16 protein-coding genes are annotated in these 17,791 nt (G+C 33.7%); 11 read left to right on the forward strand and 5 right to left on the reverse strand.

From position 1 onward, the window contains the following. Position 1 precedes the first annotated feature (1 nt). On the reverse strand, positions 2-496 hold the full coding sequence (locus Q0787_RS17040; protein WP_298904139.1) for an RNA polymerase sigma factor: 495 nt from the start codon (positions 494-496) through the stop codon (positions 2-4). A 136-nt stretch (positions 497-632) separates the two neighbouring features. On the opposite strand from Q0787_RS17040, the gene Q0787_RS17045 reads away from it, so the two are divergent. Beyond that, positions 633-1,904 (forward strand): NAD(P)/FAD-dependent oxidoreductase, encoded by a 1,272-nt coding sequence (locus Q0787_RS17045; RefSeq protein ID WP_298904141.1) that lies wholly within the window; start codon positions 633-635, stop codon positions 1,902-1,904. 130 nt (positions 1,905-2,034) lie between these two features. On the opposite strand, the gene Q0787_RS17050 is transcribed toward Q0787_RS17045, so the two are convergent. Continuing rightward, on the reverse strand, positions 2,035-2,715 hold the full coding sequence (locus Q0787_RS17050) for a lysoplasmalogenase (protein WP_298904143.1): 681 nt from the start codon (positions 2,713-2,715) through the stop codon (positions 2,035-2,037). A gap of 138 nt (positions 2,716-2,853) precedes the next feature. Here Q0787_RS17050 and Q0787_RS17055 point away from each other — a divergent pair, with 138 nt between their 5' ends. After that, complete coding sequence (locus tag Q0787_RS17055; RefSeq protein ID WP_298904145.1) at positions 2,854-5,004, forward strand: carboxypeptidase-like regulatory domain-containing protein; 2,151 nt, start codon at positions 2,854-2,856, stop codon at positions 5,002-5,004. Positions 5,005-5,053: 49 nt separating this feature from the next. On the opposite strand, the gene Q0787_RS17060 is transcribed toward Q0787_RS17055, so the two are convergent. Together Q0787_RS17060 and Q0787_RS17065 are read right to left on the reverse strand one after the other, a co-directional pair. Continuing rightward, complete coding sequence (locus tag Q0787_RS17060; protein ID WP_298904146.1) at positions 5,054-6,031, reverse strand: DUF2268 domain-containing putative Zn-dependent protease; 978 nt, start codon at positions 6,029-6,031, stop codon at positions 5,054-5,056. Between the two features lie 119 nt (positions 6,032-6,150). Beyond that, entirely contained in the window at positions 6,151-6,825 is a 675-nt protein-coding gene (locus Q0787_RS17065) for a YceI family protein (RefSeq protein WP_298904147.1), read from the reverse strand. 158 nt (positions 6,826-6,983) lie between these two features. Here Q0787_RS17065 and Q0787_RS17070 point away from each other — a divergent pair, with 158 nt between their 5' ends. From Q0787_RS17070 to Q0787_RS17100, 7 genes are all read left to right on the forward strand, one after another. After that, positions 6,984-7,529 (forward strand): nucleotide exchange factor GrpE, encoded by a 546-nt coding sequence (locus tag Q0787_RS17070; RefSeq protein WP_298904148.1) that lies wholly within the window; start codon positions 6,984-6,986, stop codon positions 7,527-7,529. An 8-nt stretch (positions 7,530-7,537) separates the two neighbouring features. After that, positions 7,538-8,665 carry a molecular chaperone DnaJ gene (dnaJ, locus tag Q0787_RS17075; RefSeq protein ID WP_298904149.1) on the forward strand — a complete coding sequence of 376 codons (1,128 nt, stop codon included), beginning with the start codon at positions 7,538-7,540 and terminating at the stop codon, positions 8,663-8,665. 242 nt (positions 8,666-8,907) lie between these two features. Next, positions 8,908-9,834, forward strand: a complete 927-nt coding sequence (locus tag Q0787_RS17080; RefSeq protein WP_298904150.1) for an ABC transporter ATP-binding protein — start codon at positions 8,908-8,910, stop codon at positions 9,832-9,834. A gap of 1 nt (position 9,835) precedes the next feature. Continuing rightward, a complete protein-coding gene (locus Q0787_RS17085; protein ID WP_298904152.1) occupies positions 9,836-11,152 on the forward strand; it encodes an ABC transporter permease in 1,317 nt (438 codons plus the stop codon). A 2-nt stretch (positions 11,153-11,154) separates the two neighbouring features. Then, the gene (locus Q0787_RS17090) at positions 11,155-12,036 is read left to right on the forward strand and encodes a mechanosensitive ion channel domain-containing protein (protein ID WP_298904154.1); all 882 of its coding nucleotides are present in this window, start codon (positions 11,155-11,157) and stop codon (positions 12,034-12,036) included. A 99-nt stretch (positions 12,037-12,135) separates the two neighbouring features. Beyond that, on the forward strand, positions 12,136-12,957 hold the full coding sequence (locus Q0787_RS17095; RefSeq protein WP_298904156.1) for a DUF6268 family outer membrane beta-barrel protein: 822 nt from the start codon (positions 12,136-12,138) through the stop codon (positions 12,955-12,957). 3 nt (positions 12,958-12,960) lie between these two features. Next, positions 12,961-14,124 (forward strand): sigma-54 dependent transcriptional regulator, encoded by a 1,164-nt coding sequence (locus tag Q0787_RS17100; RefSeq protein ID WP_298904157.1) that lies wholly within the window; start codon positions 12,961-12,963, stop codon positions 14,122-14,124. A 3-nt stretch (positions 14,125-14,127) separates the two neighbouring features. Here the strand turns inward: Q0787_RS17100 and Q0787_RS17105 are convergent, their stop codons facing one another. After that, a complete protein-coding gene (locus Q0787_RS17105; protein WP_298904159.1) occupies positions 14,128-15,339 on the reverse strand; it encodes a hypothetical protein in 1,212 nt (403 codons plus the stop codon). Between the two features lie 56 nt (positions 15,340-15,395). Here Q0787_RS17105 and Q0787_RS17110 point away from each other — a divergent pair, with 56 nt between their 5' ends. Both Q0787_RS17110 and Q0787_RS17115 read left to right on the forward strand, forming a co-directional pair. Further along, positions 15,396-16,274: a PPK2 family polyphosphate kinase gene (locus Q0787_RS17110; protein ID WP_298904160.1), complete on the forward strand. Its 879-nt coding sequence runs from the start codon at positions 15,396-15,398 to the stop codon at positions 16,272-16,274. 73 nt (positions 16,275-16,347) lie between these two features. Then, positions 16,348-17,751, forward strand: a complete 1,404-nt coding sequence (locus Q0787_RS17115; RefSeq protein WP_298904162.1) for a M20/M25/M40 family metallo-hydrolase — start codon at positions 16,348-16,350, stop codon at positions 17,749-17,751. The last annotated feature ends 40 nt before the right edge of the window (positions 17,752-17,791 follow it).

A 17,791-nucleotide genomic window follows, 5' to 3' on the forward strand; every position in this document is an offset into this window, starting at 1 on the left:
GTTACGGATTTAATATTGTTCTTAATTTTTTCTTTACCCTATTCATTTTCACACGAGCATTAACTTCACTAATACCTAGGGTGTCGCTTATTTCACCATAATTTTTGTCTTCCAAGTACAAAAACACTAAAGCCTTTTCAATGTCATTTAATTGATGCACTGCTTTATATAATAATTTGAGTTGTTGTTCTTCGGTATCATCATAATCTTCCGATTTGATTTTAAAAGAAACCGACTCAAATTCTTGTGTTGTAATGCTACGTTTAGATTTCCTATAGAGCGTAATTGCAGTGTTTAATCCTACGCGATACATCCATGTACTAAACTTGGCATCACCACGAAACTTGGGATATGCTTTCCACAATTGTATAGTAATCTCTTGAAACAAATCATTATGCGCATCTTGATTATTGGTATATAATCGACATACTTTGTGCACAATGTTTTGATGCTTTTCAAGCAATTCAACAAAACTATGTTCTAGTTCTTTATCCAAATTATTGATCAGTTAGTTGTCTATAAGTAGTCTTAAAATTTAATTTGTTACAGCTGTGTTAAACATTAATTCAAAAATAAACTTTTCACGTACTTATATCGTATCTTTGTACGTGTTATTTTAAGTCATATTTCATATGAATATTCCACACTCAGATCTACCTCGTATTGTCATTATTGGCGGAGGTTTTGCAGGAGTAAATTTAGCAAAATCCCTTGCAAACAAAGACGTTCAAGTCGTACTAATAGATAAACATAATTATCATACGTTTCAACCTTTATTATATCAAGTGTCGAGTTCTGGATTAGAACCAGATTCGATTGCTTATCCTTTGAGGAAAATTATAAAAAGACATAAAAATTCATTTTTTAGATTGGCAGAAGTGCAGCAGATTCATAATGATAAAAATGAAATTCAAACAAGTATTGGAAACCTTCGTTATGATTATTTGGTAATAGCAACTGGTACCAAAACCAATTTCTTTGGAAATAGTGCTATTGAAGCCAATAGTATGCCAATGAAAAATGTACCACAAGCGCTCAACATTAGAAGTTTGATTTTGCAAAATTTAGAAAAGGCGGCTATCGCAAATACAAAAGACGATAGGAATGCATTTTTAAACTTTGTTATTGTTGGCGGAGGGCCAACAGGTGTGGAACTAGCAGGTGCTATAGCTGAACTTAAAAATCATATTCTTCCAAGAGACTATAGAGACTTAAACAGCGAAGATATGCAAATTCATTTGTTGGAAGGTGCTAATAGAGTGTTACCTCCAATGAGCGAGCACGCTTCAAAAAAATCTGAAACCTTTTTAAAAAGTTTAGGGGTTAATGTGCATACCAACACGTTTGTTAAAGATTACGATGGAAAAATAGTTACAACTAATTCTAGTTTGGTGTTGCATAGTGAAACTTTAATTTGGGCTGCAGGTGTTACGGGAGCTCCAATTAATGGATTAAACGCGTCGGCAATGATAGAAAGAGCAAATCGCTATAAGGTTAATCGTTTTAATCAGGTTGAAGGTTATGAACGTATTTTTGCCTTAGGGGATATTGCTTCCATGGCTACAGAACATTATCCAAACGGGCATCCTCAAGTGGCACAGCCAGCTATTCAACAAGGGAAACTTCTGGGGAAAAACCTTCTTAATTTAATACGTAATAAACCCTTAAAATCGTTCGTCTATAATGATAAAGGTTCTATGGCAACAATTGGTAGAAATAAAGCTGTGGTAGATCTTAAACATTTCAAATTTGGAGGTTTTTTTGCATGGTTTGTATGGATGTTTATACATTTAATGTCCTTGGTAGGTTTTAGAAATCGTGTTATCGTTTTTTTTAATTGGACTTACAATTACATTAATTTTGATAAAGCTGCAAGATTAATTATACGCCCTTTTAAAAAGTAATGCCTTGGGCGTTACCAACCTTTGTAATGGCAAAGGTCGGTCAGGCTATACACTATATCTTTTTACGTGTTCATGTTTTGCGTTGGCTTAGAGGATTTAAGCTGTCGTAAAAAGGATGCCGTTTCTATCCTTAACGCGAGGTTTTGGCTAATTTTAGAACCCCCAGAACAATTAAATACTGAGCAATCGCATAGGTAATCATAATACTAAAATTAGCATGTGTTAAGGGCGAATAAAATTTGTTTAGAGCAAGAATGCTATCAGATAGCATAAAAAATAACGCCCCTAAAAATACCAGAATAAAACTTAGTTTGTTTACACGCCCACGCCTTAAAAAAGCAGCTGTCGACATACTTAAAATCACCAACATATAAATAATAACAGGAATGAGCATATCGTTCAACCCATCTTTCAGAAAGTAGAATAACATAGTTGCGTAGAGCAATAAAATTATAATAAAACCAAAAGGTTTTATGGTTTTATTTCGATGTTTTAAAAAGGCAAAAACATACATAATATGAGCTATTAAAAAAGCAACTAACCCAAACAAAAAGTAGTTAGGTGATTGGTCTACAAACATGAGAAGAATATCACCTGCCAGCGAACCTACTAAGGCCAAACCTACAAAACTTCTAAGTTTCGACTCTATGTGTTTACTCTTCATCCAAAAGAATACTAATAGCGATATAACAATAGCAGGCTTACTAATGTAATGCCATGAACTGTAGTTTTGAGAGGTGCCTGTTATTAATTCGATAATAACAATAGTGCAAAAAATAAGACTAAAGATTTTTTCAGACTTTGAAAGCATAGTATAAAATGATTGTTTATCAAAAATATGCAATTCAGTAATGATTTTTAACAATTCGGTTAAATAGAATTTTTAATACTAGACTTCTTTTAGACTTTTGACCCATCAATCAAAACGAACAATTAAAACCATCAACCAATGAAGAATTTAATACTAATTTTAGCACTATTCATCTCATCAATGTTATGTGCACAATCAACAATAAGTGGTAAAGTCACCGATTCAAAGAATCTACCAATTATAGGAGCTAATGTTTATTTAGAAGGAACTTATGATGGAGACACAACAGATGACAAAGGTGATTTTAGTTTTGGAACTCAAGAAACAGGGTCTCAAACCTTGATTATTTCATTTCTATCGTATGAAACTAAAACTATAGTAGGAGACGTATCAACATTAAAAAACCTTCAAATAAAACTTAAGGAAGATATGGAGGCATTAGATGCTGTTGTTATTTCTGCCGGAACTTTTGAAGCTAATGATAACAGTAAGGTTTCTGTATTAAATTCATTAGATGTTGTAACAACAGCTAGCGCTTTAGGTGATTTTGTAGGCGCCCTGCAAACATTACCTGGAACATCAACAGTTGCTGAAGATGGTCGTTTATTTGTGAGAGGAGGTGATGCCAATGAAACTCAAATTTTTATTGATGGGATTCGCGTATTTACTCCATATACGCCAACGGCTAATAATACACCAACACGTGGTCGATATTCACCGTTTCTCTTTGATGGTATTACATTTTCAACAGGAGGATATTCTGCCGAATATGGAAACGCCTTGTCAAGTGTATTATTACTAAATACCATTGACGAACCAGATCAAGAAAAAACAGACATTGGTATAATGAGTGTGGGAGGAAGTCTAGGCCATACTAAAAAATGGGAAAAGACATCGTTGAGTGTTAATGCATCATATATCAACTTAGCGCCATATATAGCTTTATTTGACGATCGAAATGATTGGGAAAAACCTTATCAAGGTGCACAGGGTGAAGCCGTATTTCGTCAAAAGTTTGATAGTGGAATGCTGAAGTTTTATGCTGCTTTTGATGTGTCAAATTTCGATTTAACACAGGAGGATATTAACTTAACCGATGGCCTACGGTTTAAACTAAATAATAAGAATTTCTATACAAATGTTTCTTATCAAGGAGTGCTAGGTAATGGATGGTCACTGCTTTCAGGTATGAGTTATACAATTGCCAAAACAGATGTGACGGTTATTGATAACGATATTGAAGATGACGAGAATTCTGCCCATTTTAAATTAAAGCTAAAAAAACGTTTTAATAGTAGGTTTAAGTTAAATTTTGGTGTTGAACATTTTACAACCGATTTTGACGAAACATTTATAGGTAATGATATTAACGCATCATACGGCTTTAACAATAACAATACAGGGGCTTTCGTAGAATCAGATATTATCTTCAGCAAAGATTTTGCAATGAAGTTAGGAGTGAGAGCAGATCGTTATGGATTGTCTAGTGAGTTTAATGTTGCACCCAGAGTTTCAGTTGCATACAAGACTTCAGAAAACGGACAATTATCTGTAGCTTATGGAAATTTTTATCAAAATGCCAGTAACGAAATTTTAAAGTTCAATTCAGAAGTCGAAACACAAAACACAAAGCATTATATTATGAATTATCAATATGTTAATGATGGTCGAATATTCAGAGCCGAAGTGTATAGGAAAGATTATGACAACCTTGTAAAGTTCGATACAGAATTTGAAGGCTTCGATTCTAATTTTAATAATTCTGGTTCTGGTTTTGCACAAGGATTAGATGTTTTTTGGAGAGATAATAAGAGCATTAAAAACACCGATTATTGGGTGAGTTATTCATACTTAGATACAGAACGTAATTATCGTAATTATCCAAGTCGGGCACAACCTAATTTCGCTAATACACACAATTTTTCTGCCGTGGCAAAATACTGGATTGAAGATTGGAAAAGCCAGGTTGGCTTTAGCTATACCTTTGGATCTGGTAGACCTTACACCAATCCAAATACTAATGAGTTTTTAGGAGAGAAAACAAAAAGTTTTAACAGTGTTAGCTTAAATTGGGCCTATTTGTTGAGCCAACAAAAAATCCTGTATTTTTCTGTTAATAATGTGTTCGGATTTAAAAATATTAATGGATACCAATATGCTGATACACCAAGTATGAATGGTGTTTTTAACCGACGTGCTTTACGTCCTGCTCAAGATCAATTTTTCTTTGTAGGTTTCTTTTGGACCATTAGTGAGGATGGTACAGATAATCAGTTGGATAATTTATAATTGAGGGTAATCTCGAAATAAAAAGCGCAAACCTAATTGTTTGTGCTTTTTATTTATTGGGCTTAAAGCCACCATTATAACCACTACGTTCTAAAAGCTCTTCGCTATTAGCGATATCTAGCATAAATTCTATAGCTTTTTCTTTGTTCGATGCTTCATTATAATATTTTTCACAGATTTTAAACCCCATAAAATAGCCTAAATCTGGAGGAATGTCTTTTCGGTCATAATTGTAAAACCAGTCTGTTTTAATATACTTATAGTTGATGTCTAAATCGGTTTGGAATTTAATCCATAAATCGCCTTCATGAGCTTCCCCGTAATTATAGGTCTCCTGAGCTGATAATGGAAATTTCCCAGTTTGAAGATACATAAGGAAATCTGCCGAGCCCTCACAAATTGACTTCGATAATAAATTTCGGGTATTGATATTTTTCTGACTCACATGAACCTGCTCATGCACAATAAGAGGAATCAAAGAAGCATAATCATTTAGATTTTTTAATTGATCATCATTAAATAGAAATTCAGAATCAATAATTGGACTCATTGCATTTTTTTCGATTTCAATAATCATACTATTATCAATAACAGTTCCAGCTCTTTTAAACTGGCCAACTACAAAATAAATATCATTAAATTTTGCCTTCGAATAGGTTGTTTCAAAAGATTTTAAGTGTGTTCTTATGGCATTTTTGTCTTTTTTTGCATGGAGAGTTACATCTCTAATGGAGTTGTAGAAGATAGTGTCTTTTATATAGGTTGCGAAATCTGCAGCCGTCAAATTGTCTTTTTTAATAAGTAGTTGTAAACCTTTACTTCCTTTATCAATATATTCTTTTTGAATTATTTTGGCACGATCTGCATGATTTTTAAAATGTTTTGCTTGATCGTAGGCATTCCAGAAATTGTCAATGTCTTCAAAATGCATGTTTAAAGTATCACTATTCTTTTCAGAAGAACTGTTACAGCATACTAGGCTTAAAAATAATATGAAGATTAAACTACATTTTAAGAATACTCTCATGAAAGGTTTTGATATCAACGACAAGTATAAATAATTATTTCAACTTAAAAGTGTTTGTGAAAAAAAAAGCATTCACGATTGTGAATGCTTTTCTCTTGTTACTTATTACATGCTGTAGATTATGCTTTCTTCGCTTTTACAACAATTTTTAATTCCATATCATCGTTGATGAATTTGTCTCCTAAGTTATCAAAAACAGACTTAGACCCATAGTTAACTCCCCAAGTTGTTCTATCAATCGTAAAGGCTTCACTTTCTATCGTCATCATACCATCTGCATTGGTAATGGTTACAGGAAATGAAATGTTATGCTTCTGACCTTTAATAGCTAAATTACCTGATAATCTCGTTTTTCCAGCTGCCATTGCTTCAGTTCCAGTAATTTCAAATGCCGCTGTAGGAAATTTAGTCACATCAAAAAAGTCACCTTCTTTACCTTCAACAGTTCCCATTAAATGTGCTTCTAAATTTTCTTTGCCATCACCCGATTCTAAATCTGTAACAGAAATAGATTTCATGTCAATTAAAAAAGTACCACTTTGTAGTTTGCCATCGTCTGTTTTAAACACGCCATTTTCCAAATTGATCGTTCCAGAATGTGTTCCTGTAGGCTTGAAACCCTTCCAATGAATTGTAGATTCTGCTACATTTACAGTATATTTTTCTGATGTACTTTCGCTAACAGCAGCAGCTTCTGCATCACTTGTATTTGCTTCTTCTGCTTTATCTTTACAGTTCGTAAATGCAATTGCAATTGCCAAAATCATTGAAAATTTTAAAAATTTCGTTCTCATATTGTGTCTTATTTAGATGTTTTATGTTAACAAAAATACAGATTGCTGTGGGCTTCTCCAATTCCAAAGAAAATATTTTGGTGACATTTTGACATTTTAATAATAATGGCAGTACTTTTGCCATCTTTAAATCGAAGATTTATAAAATAATCCAGAAAATGAGTAAGAAAGATAAAAATCAAACTATAGAAGAACCTCAAATGCAAGACGATACCATTGAGAATACGAAAGACGCGCAAGCTGAAACTTTAAGTGTGGAAGAACAATTGCAAGAAGATTTGGCAAAAGAAAAAGATAAGTTCATGCGTTTGTTTGCCGAGTTTGAAAACTATAAGAAACGTACGGCCAAGGAACGTATTGATTTATTTAAGACGGCAAGCGAAGATGTTATGGTGTCAATGTTACCTGTTTTAGATGACTTTGAACGTGCTTTACTACATATTGAGGATGATAAAGAGGCCGAAGAGTTAAGAAAAGGGGTGTTGTTAATTTATAACAAATTACTGTCTACATTAGAGAAAAAAGGTTTATCAAAAATTGAAGTGTCTCAAGGTGATGCATTTAATGCAGATGATCATGAAGCAATAACCCAAATCCCTGCGCCTAGTAAAGACTTAAAAGGAAAAATAATTGATGTTATTGAAAAAGGATATAAACTGGGAGATAAAGTAATTCGTTTTCCTAAAGTTGTAATAGGACAATAATAAAAGACATGGCAAAAAGAGATTATTACGAAATATTAGGCATTAGCAAAGGCGCATCTGCTGCCGAAATAAAAAAGGCTTATCGCAAGATGGCTATAAAATTTCATCCCGATAAAAATCCAGATGACAAAGATGCTGAAGCTAAATTCAAGGAAGCAGCCGAAGCATATGAGGTATTGAGTGATGAGAATAAGAAATCACGCTATGACCAATTTGGTCATCAGGCCTTTGAAGGCGCTGGTGGCTTTGGAGGAGGAGGCATGAATATGGACGATATATTCAGTCAATTTGGTGATATCTTTGGTGGTGCTTTTGGAGGCGGAGGAGGTTTCTCTGGTTTTGGAGGTGGCTTTGGAGGAGGCCAAAGACGAGTGAAGGGAAGTAACCTGAGAATTAGAGTTGGATTAACGTTAGAAGAGGTTGCCAATGGTGTAGAGAAGAAAATTAAAGTAAAACGTAAAGTTCAGGCACCTGGTACAACGTATAAAACCTGCGGAACATGTAATGGGTCTGGTCAGGTGACACGAGTGACAAATACAATATTGGGTCGTATGCAAACGGCATCTTCATGTCCTACTTGTGGAGGAGCAGGACAAAGTATTGACAAAAAACCTTCTGATGCCGATGCTCAAGGTTTAAAGGTTCAAGAGGAAACTGTATCTGTGAAAATTCCAGCTGGAGTTGTAGATTCTATGCAACTTAAGGTGACAGGAAAAGGAAACGAAGCTCCAGGTAATGGAATTTCTGGAGACCTACTTGTTGTTATAGAAGAACAAGAGCACGACACACTAAAAAGAGAAGGAGATAACTTACATTATGATTTATATGTGAGCTTGCCAGATGCCGTTTTAGGAACGTCAAAAGAAATAGATACCGTTACTGGAAAAGTGAGAATTAAAGTTGAAGCAGGAGTGCAATCTGGTAAAATTTTGCGCTTACGCGGAAAAGGAATTCCTAGTATAAACGGTTATGGTAGTGGCGATTTACTCGTTCATGTTAATGTTTGGACACCAAAAACATTGAATAAACAACAGAAAGAATTTTTCGAAAATATGAGGAATGATGAGCACTTCGATCCAAAGCCTGAGAGCAGTGATAAATCATTTTTTGAAAAAGTTAAAGATATGTTTTCATAACAATACTATTTTTTAATAAAAAACACTATATTTGAATTATCACTAATTTCTATTAGTGGTAATTTTTCTTTTTCATAGCAATTTTTTCCCATCCTTAATTAGTTTTAAGGGTGGGTTTTGTTTTTTATAAATAAAAGGCAGTCAATACGGTAAAGGTTAAAAAATTAAATGGATTAGCTTCATTACATCGTTAACATTTTTATCTTTACCGATATTAATTAAAACCAATCTAAACCACGTATATGAATAACCTCTTAGTCGCTGATTCGGTATCCAAAAATTTTGGTGAATTTAGAGCGCTAAATGACGTCTCAATTGCTGTGCCTAAGGGTAGCATCTTTGGTCTTTTAGGGCCTAATGGCGCAGGTAAAACCACGCTTATTAGAATTATTAATCAAATTACCATGCCAGATTCTGGTCATGTTTTGTTAGATGGTGAGGCTCTAAGACCAGAGCACATTCAAAACATTGGATATTTACCCGAAGAGCGTGGCTTGTATAAATCCATGAAAGTAGGAGAGCAAGCTTTATATCTTGCCCAACTTAAAGGACTTACAAAACAAGAAGCTAGAAAACGATTAAAATACTGGTTTGAGAAATTAGAAATTGGCGATTGGTGGAATAAAAAAATTCAAGAACTTAGTAAAGGACAAGCTCAGAAAATCCAATTTATTGTTACTGTTTTGCATCAGCCTAAACTGCTTATTTTTGATGAACCATTTTCTGGTTTTGATCCAATAAACGCTAATTTGATTAAAGATGAAATTCTCCAACTTAGAGACGAAGGCGCTACAGTAATATTTTCTACCCATCGTATGGAATCTGTTGAAGAGTTATGTGATCATATTGCATTAATACACAAATCGAACAAAGTTTTAGATGGTAAATTAACAGATATAAAGCGTCAATTTAAAACCAATACGTTTGAAGTTGGTTTGCAAACTGATGCTATTGAAAATGTAACAAACGCTATCAAAGAAAAATTTGAAGTATTGCCAGCTACATTTAAAAACCTTAATGACGATGTAAAATTGAATGTCAAATTAAATGCTCAAGATAACTCTAATGACTTATTATCGTTTTTAACTTCAAAAGCAGAGGTGCACCATTTTGTTGAGGTCATACCTAGTGCCAATGATATTTTCATTCAAACTGTAAAAAATAATTAAGATGAACCATTTACCCCTTATTATAAAACGAGAGTATCTAACTAAGGTCAAGAACAAATCGTTCATTATTATGACCTTTGTGAGCCCACTAATTATGGTCGCGCTTGTGGCTTTGGTAGCTTATTTATCGCAAATAAATAACGATAAAGAGCGCGTCATATCAATATTGGATGAAACCGAAGAATTGAGTAGCGTTTTTGAGAATACAGAGCATACAACATATAACATACTTACAAGCGATACCAATCTCGAAACAGCTAAAGAATTGGTGAAAGCCAAAGAGGATTTCGGGTTACTTTATATAGAAAAAAGTCCAGATACGGCAAGTATCGTAGCCAATGTTAGGTTTTTCTCTGATGAATCCCCATCCTTATCAATAATGTCTGGACTAGAACGGAAAATAGAAAAAAAACTAACTGACACCAATTTGAAAAATGGAGGTGTAGATATTCAACAAATAAAGGCGTCCGAAGCCAATATAACTATTGCTCAAGAAACGTTTACAGGAGAAAAAACTTCAAAAATTGACAGCTATCTAAAGTTGGCATTTGGAGGTGCTGCAGGATATTTGCTATTTATGTTTATTATTATCTATGGTAATATGATTATGCGTAGCGTTATCGAAGAGAAAACAAGCAGAATAATTGAAGTGATTATATCTTCGGTTAAGCCAATTCAATTAATGATGGGCAAAATTATTGGAACGTCATTGGCTGGTATTACACAATTTGCAATTTGGGTTATTCTTGGTAGTATTTTAGTGTTTGCACTTACAGCAATTCTAGGAATAAGCATGGCCGATTTACAAACTCCACAACAAGAAATTATGAATCAAGCTATGCAAAACCCAGATATTGCTAATGAAGTGCAATTAGGTATGGCATCGTTCTTTAATTTGCCACTAGGGAATTTAATTGTAGCATTCATGTTTTTCTTTATTGGAGGATACTTACTCTATAGTTCACTTTATGCAGCCGTTGGCGCAGCAGTTGACAATGAAACAGATACACAACAATTTATGATGCCAATTATTATGCCGCTTATCTTAGCTGTATATGTGGGTATTTTTACGGTTATTGATGACCCACATGGAACGGTGTCAACAGTATTTTCATTCATTCCTTTTACATCTCCAGTTGTTATGCTTATGAGAATTCCATTTGGAGTTCCTATCTGGCAACAAGTATTATCGTTTGTTATTTTGGCTGGTACTTTTGTATTCACTGTGTGGTTTGCAGCAAAAATATATAGAGTGGGTATTTTAATGTATGGGAAAAAACCAAGCTATAAAGAATTGTATAAATGGATTAAGTATTAGTAATGCTACAAGAGTTGTCTAAAATAGAAGAAAAAATCACACAAAGTTCTACCTGGGAGTCTACACAAGAATTCCTTAATAAACATGTGGATTTTGGTGATAAAATAAGCATTTCTATTTTAGATGTTTTGGTTGTGATTACGGCAATATTTGTAACAACCATTATACTTAGGGTGGTACTTAAACTTATTACAAGACGCCTTCCCGCTGAAGATAAAAGCAGATTTAAAGTTGTATATGGATACTTTAGATGGCTCATATATGTGGTCATATTACTTATAACATTGCACTCAGTTGGCGTTAATGTTACCGCAGTTTTTGCTGCGTCTGCAGCGCTTTTAATTGGAATTGGTCTGGCCTTGCAAACTTTATTTCAGGATATTATTTCTGGTGTGTTTATTTTAATTGATCAATCTGTTCATGTTGGAGATATTATAGAAATTGAAAACAAAGTTGGACGTGTCGAAGAAATTAAATTAAGAACAACTCGTGCGGTTACAATAGACAACAAAGTTTTGGTTATTCCAAATCATTTATATCTTACAAATAGTTTATATAATTGGACTCAAAATGGGACACTCACTAGAGAAAGTGTGTCTATTGGTGTTGCCTATGGCAGTGATGTTCAACTGGTAAAGAAACTATTGCTTCAAGCTGCAAATACACATCCTGATGTTATTGATAAACCAGAACCAACTGTAGTATTTGAAGATTTTGGAGACAGTTCTTTAAATTTTAAATTAATTTTTAGCTTAGCAGATAGTTTTAAAGCACAATTTCCTAAGAGTGATATACGTTTTGAAATTGATAAACTCTTTAGAGTCCATAATATAACAATACCATTTCCTCAAAGAGATGTCCATATTATTCAAAAATCAGAATAGTATTAAGTCATTATCCATGTAACTTTAAAAATATGTATGAGTATTAAATCGTGTAAATTTCTTTTTATTTTGTGTGTTTGTTGCTTGTCACAATCAGTAATGGGGCAGCTTACAGATATTGCAAGATTAGAATATTCATTTATACCGAAAAGTAATTCTGAGGATCAATACACTAGAATAAGAGCATTGGTCAATTACCCCATTAAAACTAATGAAGATTGTTATTTAGTTATAGGTGCCGAATACAATCGAATTATTCTTAACCTAGAAGATAGCTACCCATTTGATAGATCGCTTATAGAAACAATTAATGTTATCGATTTAAATATTGGCTATACCTTTAAAACAAGTGAAAACTGGAGACTAGGATTGAGAGTTAATCCCAGAGTGGCTTCAACTTTAATTGATAAAATCACTTTTGAAGATGTTTTCTTGAATGGTGGTGTTTTTGCTATTAATGATAGAACAGACGACGAAAGCCTTAAACGACCTTATCGTTTAGTGTTAGGACTAACTTATAATACAACAACTGGAGTTCCATTTCCATTACCTTTTGTAAGTTACTATAGAAGAGTTAATGAAAATTGGTCGTTCTCGGCGGGCGTTCCAAAATCAAATATTAAGTACTTTTTTAATGAAAAAAGTATGCTTCAAACATTTGTGAGTTTAGATGGTTATTTTGCCCATTTACAGCGCCCACTTACAATAAATGGCAGGCAAATTGATAATATCTCTTTGTCTATCGCAGTTGGAGGTATTGGCTATGAGTATTTTTTCACGAAACATCTTGTTGCTTATGCTTATACTGGGTATACTTTTAGATTAAATAATGTATTACGTGATACAAATAGAAATGAAGTTTTTAAATTAGATGACGTAAACGCGTTTTATTTAAGAACCGGAATAAAATTTAAGATATAAAAAATGGCAAAGATTTTAGTAATAGAAGATGAAGCAGCAATTAGAAGAGTACTAGTAAAAATACTCTCGGAAGAAAACGATACCTACGAAGTAGATGAGGCAGAAGATGGCTTAGTAGGTATAGAGAAAATAAAGAAAGATGACTACGATCTTGTACTTTGTGATATTAAAATGCCGAAAATGGATGGGGTAGAAGTGCTGGAGGCCGTTAAGAAAATAAAGCCAGAAACTCCAATGGTTATGATTTCTGGTCATGGAGATCTTGATACAGCGGTAAATACTATGCGTTTAGGTGCATTTGATTATATTTCGAAGCCACCAGATTTAAATAGATTACTAAATACCGTGCGCATTGCTTTAGATAGAAAGGAACTTGTTGTTGAAAATAAAATGCTCAAAAAGAAAGTGAGCAAAAAATATGAAATGATAGGTGACAGTGATGCCATTTCACATATCAAAGAAATGATAGAAAAAGTATCTGCTACAGATGCAAGAGTACTAATTACAGGACCTAACGGAACAGGTAAAGAACTTGTAGCGCATTGGTTACACCAAAAAAGCGAAAGATCTAAAGGGCCGTTAATTGAAGTTAACTGCGCTGCGATTCCATCAGAATTAATAGAAAGCGAACTTTTTGGTCATGTTAAAGGCGCTTTTACAAGTGCAGTAAAAGATAGGGCAGGAAAGTTTGAAGCAGCTAATGGAGGTACTATTTTCTTAGATGAAATTGGAGATATGAGTTTGTCGGCTCAAGCCAAGGTCTTAAGAGCACTTCAAGAAAATAAAATTCAACGTGTAGGTAACGATAAAGATATTAAAGTAGATGTTCGAGTTGTTGCTGCTACCAATAAAGACCTGAAAACTGAAATTTCCGAAGGTAGATTTAGAGAAGATTTATACCACAGGTTAGCCGTTATTTTAATTAAAGTGCCAGCGCTAAATGATAGACGGGAGGATATTCCGTTGCTCGTTAATCATTTTTCTTCTAAAATTTCCGAAGAACAAGGAACAGCAAAAAAGGAGTTTTCAGATAAGGCTATAAAACGTCTTCAAGAGTACGACTGGACAGGTAATATTCGTGAATTGCGAAATGTTGTAGAACGCTTAATTATTCTAGGAGAGAAAGAAGTAAGCGAAAACGACGTGAAATTATTTGCTAGTAAATAATAGTTATAGCTCAAATATTATATTAATACCGGCTTGAATGTCGGGATTATTATTCACAGTAAGGTCTTGTTGTAAATAAAACGTCATAGATCCTTTCTTTTGAAATGTATACATTAACGTCCAATAGTTGTTGTTTTTATAAAGGTTTTCTGTTCCCATATTCCACGATTTAAATGAGGTGCCGTTTTTTGTAGGTATCAAATAATCAAATTCATCGGTCTTATATAAACTAGTTTGAATGTAAAAATCAAGACCAAATGCATGTCTTGTTTTTCCTTTTGAAAAAAAGTTATACTCAATAATAGTTTCAATGTTGGCTAGATAATCATTTGATGCAAACTCTACATTGCTAGACTTTAAATCAAATAAATTAAGTCTGTTAATACCAAGATTGAAACCAATATTAAAAAGACCTACTTGTTTGTAAGCATATTGCTTCATAGCGTTGATGCCAATACCAAAATCAATAGAACTATTATATTGAGACGTATTTAAGCCAACGTGAGTTGCGATATTAAAATATAAATGGCGCTCTTCATTTTTAAGGAATTCAGGATAAAATAAATGCGTAAACTCAAACCCGTTTAGAAAAACATCTCCACGTTTAATATTGACCTGATTATCGTTTCTGTCTTTAAATAGTAATGACGCTTTATTTTTTGGATATAAACCTCTGTCAAATGGATCGTCTCCTCCAGCAATATTATCGTGAAAAGATTCAATAAAATTATCGTTTGTAACTAAGGAAAAAGGTGCTTTTCCACCTGACAATAAAAAAAGACGCATACCAATTTTTAGTTCGCTGGTAGTATTTAATTTGAATCTGATATTAGGCCTAAAACCTTTAATAACACCATCACTAGCAACCTTTAACGATTTGGCGTCTAACGTATCTACATCGACTGCAAATTCTCTTACATGCCAAGGGAATTGACTGATAAAATCTCTATCTGAAGTTTGATTTGGTATATAGGCTACTACAGGAGGAGACCAAACATTTCCGCTTTCAACTGATAAGTCGATTTTTGTCGACTCAGTTGGTGCAAAGTTGAAATTTCCTTGAATTCTAGAAAGGAAAATACCACTTGGATGTGTAGAAACAACACTAGGCTTGAATATATTCGCAGTTTTATGGTATAAAGAGTCATGACCTTGACTAAATACAGTTAAAGTCGAGAAAAAAATAAGCAATATGACAATGAGACGATTATTCAAAATAATTTAAGTACTGTTAAAGTTTATTTTTATATTTAAAACTAAATTTGATTAAAATGAAAAAAATAGTGATAAATGATTTTAAAGTGTCTAAGTCATTGACTTTAAGTCAAATATCGACAAATTTTGATTTAGAAGCCAATAAAAACGAAATTGAAAAGGAATTAGAAGACGTTAGAGAAAATCTTGGTGATTTTCAAAATACAATTTATGCTCATGGTAAATATGCTGTTTTAGTTTGTATTCAAGGCATGGATACAGCAGGAAAGGATAGCATGATTAGAGAGGTGTTTAAAGATTTTAATACACGTGGTATTGTTGTACATAGTTTTAAAGTTCCTACCGAAATAGAGCGTAAACATGATTATTTATGGAGACATTATATCGCTTTACCTGCTCGTGGGAAGTTTGGTGTTTTTAATAGAACACATTACGAAAACGTTCTGGTTACAAGAGTGCATCCAAATTATATTCTAGGAGAATTTTTACCAGATGTAAATTCAATTGAAGATGTAAATGATGCGTTTTGGGACAAGCGATTTAAGCAAATTAATGACTTTGAAAAACACATTGCAGACAACGGAACCATTATTTTTAAGTTTTTCCTTCATATTTCAAAAGAGGAGCAAAAAAACAGGTTGTTGAGACGTTTGCATAAAAAAGAAAAAAACTGGAAATTCTCGCCTGGCGATTTAAAGGAACGAAAACTTTGGGATGACTATCAAGATTGTTATCAAGATGCTATTAATAGAACGTCTAAACCTCATGCACCTTGGTATGTAATACCTTCTGACGACAAGCCAACAGCACGTTATATTGTAGCTAAAATTATGTATGATACACTTATTCAATACAAGGATATCGTAGAGCCAGAACTGGAAGACGAGTTTAAAACTAATCTAGGTTTATACATTAAAGAGCTTGAGAATGAATAGTTTTTTATGATTTCTTTTTTAATCGTCATTGTTTAAAATAGTATATTTAGGCTTCAAAGTAAATTACCATCATATGAAGCGATTTTGTACTATCCTTTTACTTGCTATTACATTTCAAATTTCGGCACAAACCGATGCCGAAAATCTAAAAAAAGTGTACTCTAATTCCTTAACCAATGGCATGAGCTATCAATGGCTAGATCATTTGTCTAATCAAATTGGTGGACGCCTTTCAGGATCTTTAAATGCAGAGAAAGCAGTTCAATACACGAAAGAAGAACTTGAGAAACTAGGATTAGATAAAGTATGGTTGCAACCAGTAATGGTACCACGTTGGGTAAGAGGCGCACCCGAATTTGCTTATATTGAAACGTCTCCTGGTGTAACTACCAGCGTTAATATTTGTGCTCTTGGAGGCTCAGCAGCAACGCCTACAGGAGGGCTTAAGGCTAAAGTAATTGAAGTTAATACCTATAAAGACTTAGCGGCTTTAGGAGAAAAAAATATTAAAGGAAAAATTGTATTTATCAATAGACCAATGCAGGCAGATCTCATTAATACCTTTGAGGCTTATGGTGGATGTTCTGTTGAACGTTATGCAGGAGCTGCAGAAGCGGCAAAATATGGTGCTGTTGGTACTATAGTACGCTCACTTAATTTAAGATTAGACGATTACCCTCACACAGGTAGTATGAGTTATGGCGATTTGCCTGTTGGACAAAGAATCCCATCGGCCGCAATAAGTACAAACGATGCCGAATTATTAAGTGGTATGTTAGCACTTAATAAGGATATCAATTTCTTTTTTAGTCAGAATTGTAAACAATTGTCTGATGTACAATCTTACAACGTTATTGGAGAAATAACAGGAAGCGAATTTCCAAATGAAATCATTGTAGTTGGTGGTCATTTAGATTCATGGGATTTGGGAGATGGATCGCACGATGATGGTGCTGGTGTTGTACAATCTATGGATGTTTTACGTCTTTTGAAAGAAAGCGGAATTAAACCAAAGCGTACCATTCGGGCTGTGTTGTTTATGAACGAAGAAAACGGATTACGCGGTGGAAAAAAATACGCCGAGGTAGCCAAACAAAAGAATGAAAATCATGTGTTTGCATTAGAAAGCGACTCTGGAGGGTTTACACCAAGAGGATTTAGTTTTCAATGTAGTGAGGCTATGTTGGCAAAAGTACAAAGCTGGAGACCTTTATTTAAACCGTATTTAATTCATTTTTTCGAAGAAGGCTATAGTGGTGCAGATATTGGACCGCTAAAGAACGATGGTATCGTTTTAGCTGGTTTACGCCCTGATTCTCAGCGCTATTTTGATCATCACCATGCCAGTAATGATACGTTTGAACATGTGAATAAACGTGAATTAGAGCTTGGTGCTGCATCAATGACTGCTTTAGTTTATCTTATAGATAAATATGGTACTCAAACGATTTCTAACGAAGAAAAACTAAGAGACTAACATCTCGTATACCAATTTATATTTCAACTAAACCCATTTA

The sequence above is a fragment of the uncultured Psychroserpens sp. genome (genome assembly GCF_947492715.1).
Taxonomy (GTDB): Bacteria; Bacteroidota; Bacteroidia; order Flavobacteriales; family Flavobacteriaceae; genus Psychroserpens.

Bases quoted from the DNA above. Each gene is read 5' to 3' on its own strand.
- Q0787_RS17045 (WP_298904141.1), top strand. From the start codon at position 633: ATGAATATTCCACACTCAGATCTACCTCGTATTGTCATTATTGGCGGA.
- Q0787_RS17050 (WP_298904143.1), bottom strand. From the start codon at position 2,715: ATGCTTTCAAAGTCTGAAAAAATCTTTAGTCTTATTTTTTGCACTATT.
- Q0787_RS17055 (WP_298904145.1), top strand. From the start codon at position 2,854: ATGAAGAATTTAATACTAATTTTAGCACTATTCATCTCATCAATGTTA.
- Q0787_RS17060 (WP_298904146.1), bottom strand. From the start codon at position 6,031: ATGAGAGTATTCTTAAAATGTAGTTTAATCTTCATATTATTTTTAAGC.
- Q0787_RS17065 (WP_298904147.1), bottom strand. From the start codon at position 6,825: ATGAGAACGAAATTTTTAAAATTTTCAATGATTTTGGCAATTGCAATT.
- Q0787_RS17070 (WP_298904148.1), top strand. From the start codon at position 6,984: ATGAGTAAGAAAGATAAAAATCAAACTATAGAAGAACCTCAAATGCAA.
- dnaJ (WP_298904149.1), top strand. From the start codon at position 7,538: ATGGCAAAAAGAGATTATTACGAAATATTAGGCATTAGCAAAGGCGCA.
- Q0787_RS17080 (WP_298904150.1), top strand. From the start codon at position 8,908: ATGAATAACCTCTTAGTCGCTGATTCGGTATCCAAAAATTTTGGTGAA.
- Q0787_RS17085 (WP_298904152.1), top strand. From the start codon at position 9,836: ATGAACCATTTACCCCTTATTATAAAACGAGAGTATCTAACTAAGGTC.
- Q0787_RS17090 (WP_298904154.1), top strand. From the start codon at position 11,155: ATGCTACAAGAGTTGTCTAAAATAGAAGAAAAAATCACACAAAGTTCT.
- Q0787_RS17095 (WP_298904156.1), top strand. From the start codon at position 12,136: ATGGGGCAGCTTACAGATATTGCAAGATTAGAATATTCATTTATACCG.
- Q0787_RS17100 (WP_298904157.1), top strand. From the start codon at position 12,961: ATGGCAAAGATTTTAGTAATAGAAGATGAAGCAGCAATTAGAAGAGTA.
- Q0787_RS17110 (WP_298904160.1), top strand. From the start codon at position 15,396: ATGAAAAAAATAGTGATAAATGATTTTAAAGTGTCTAAGTCATTGACT.
- Q0787_RS17115 (WP_298904162.1), top strand. From the start codon at position 16,348: ATGAAGCGATTTTGTACTATCCTTTTACTTGCTATTACATTTCAAATT.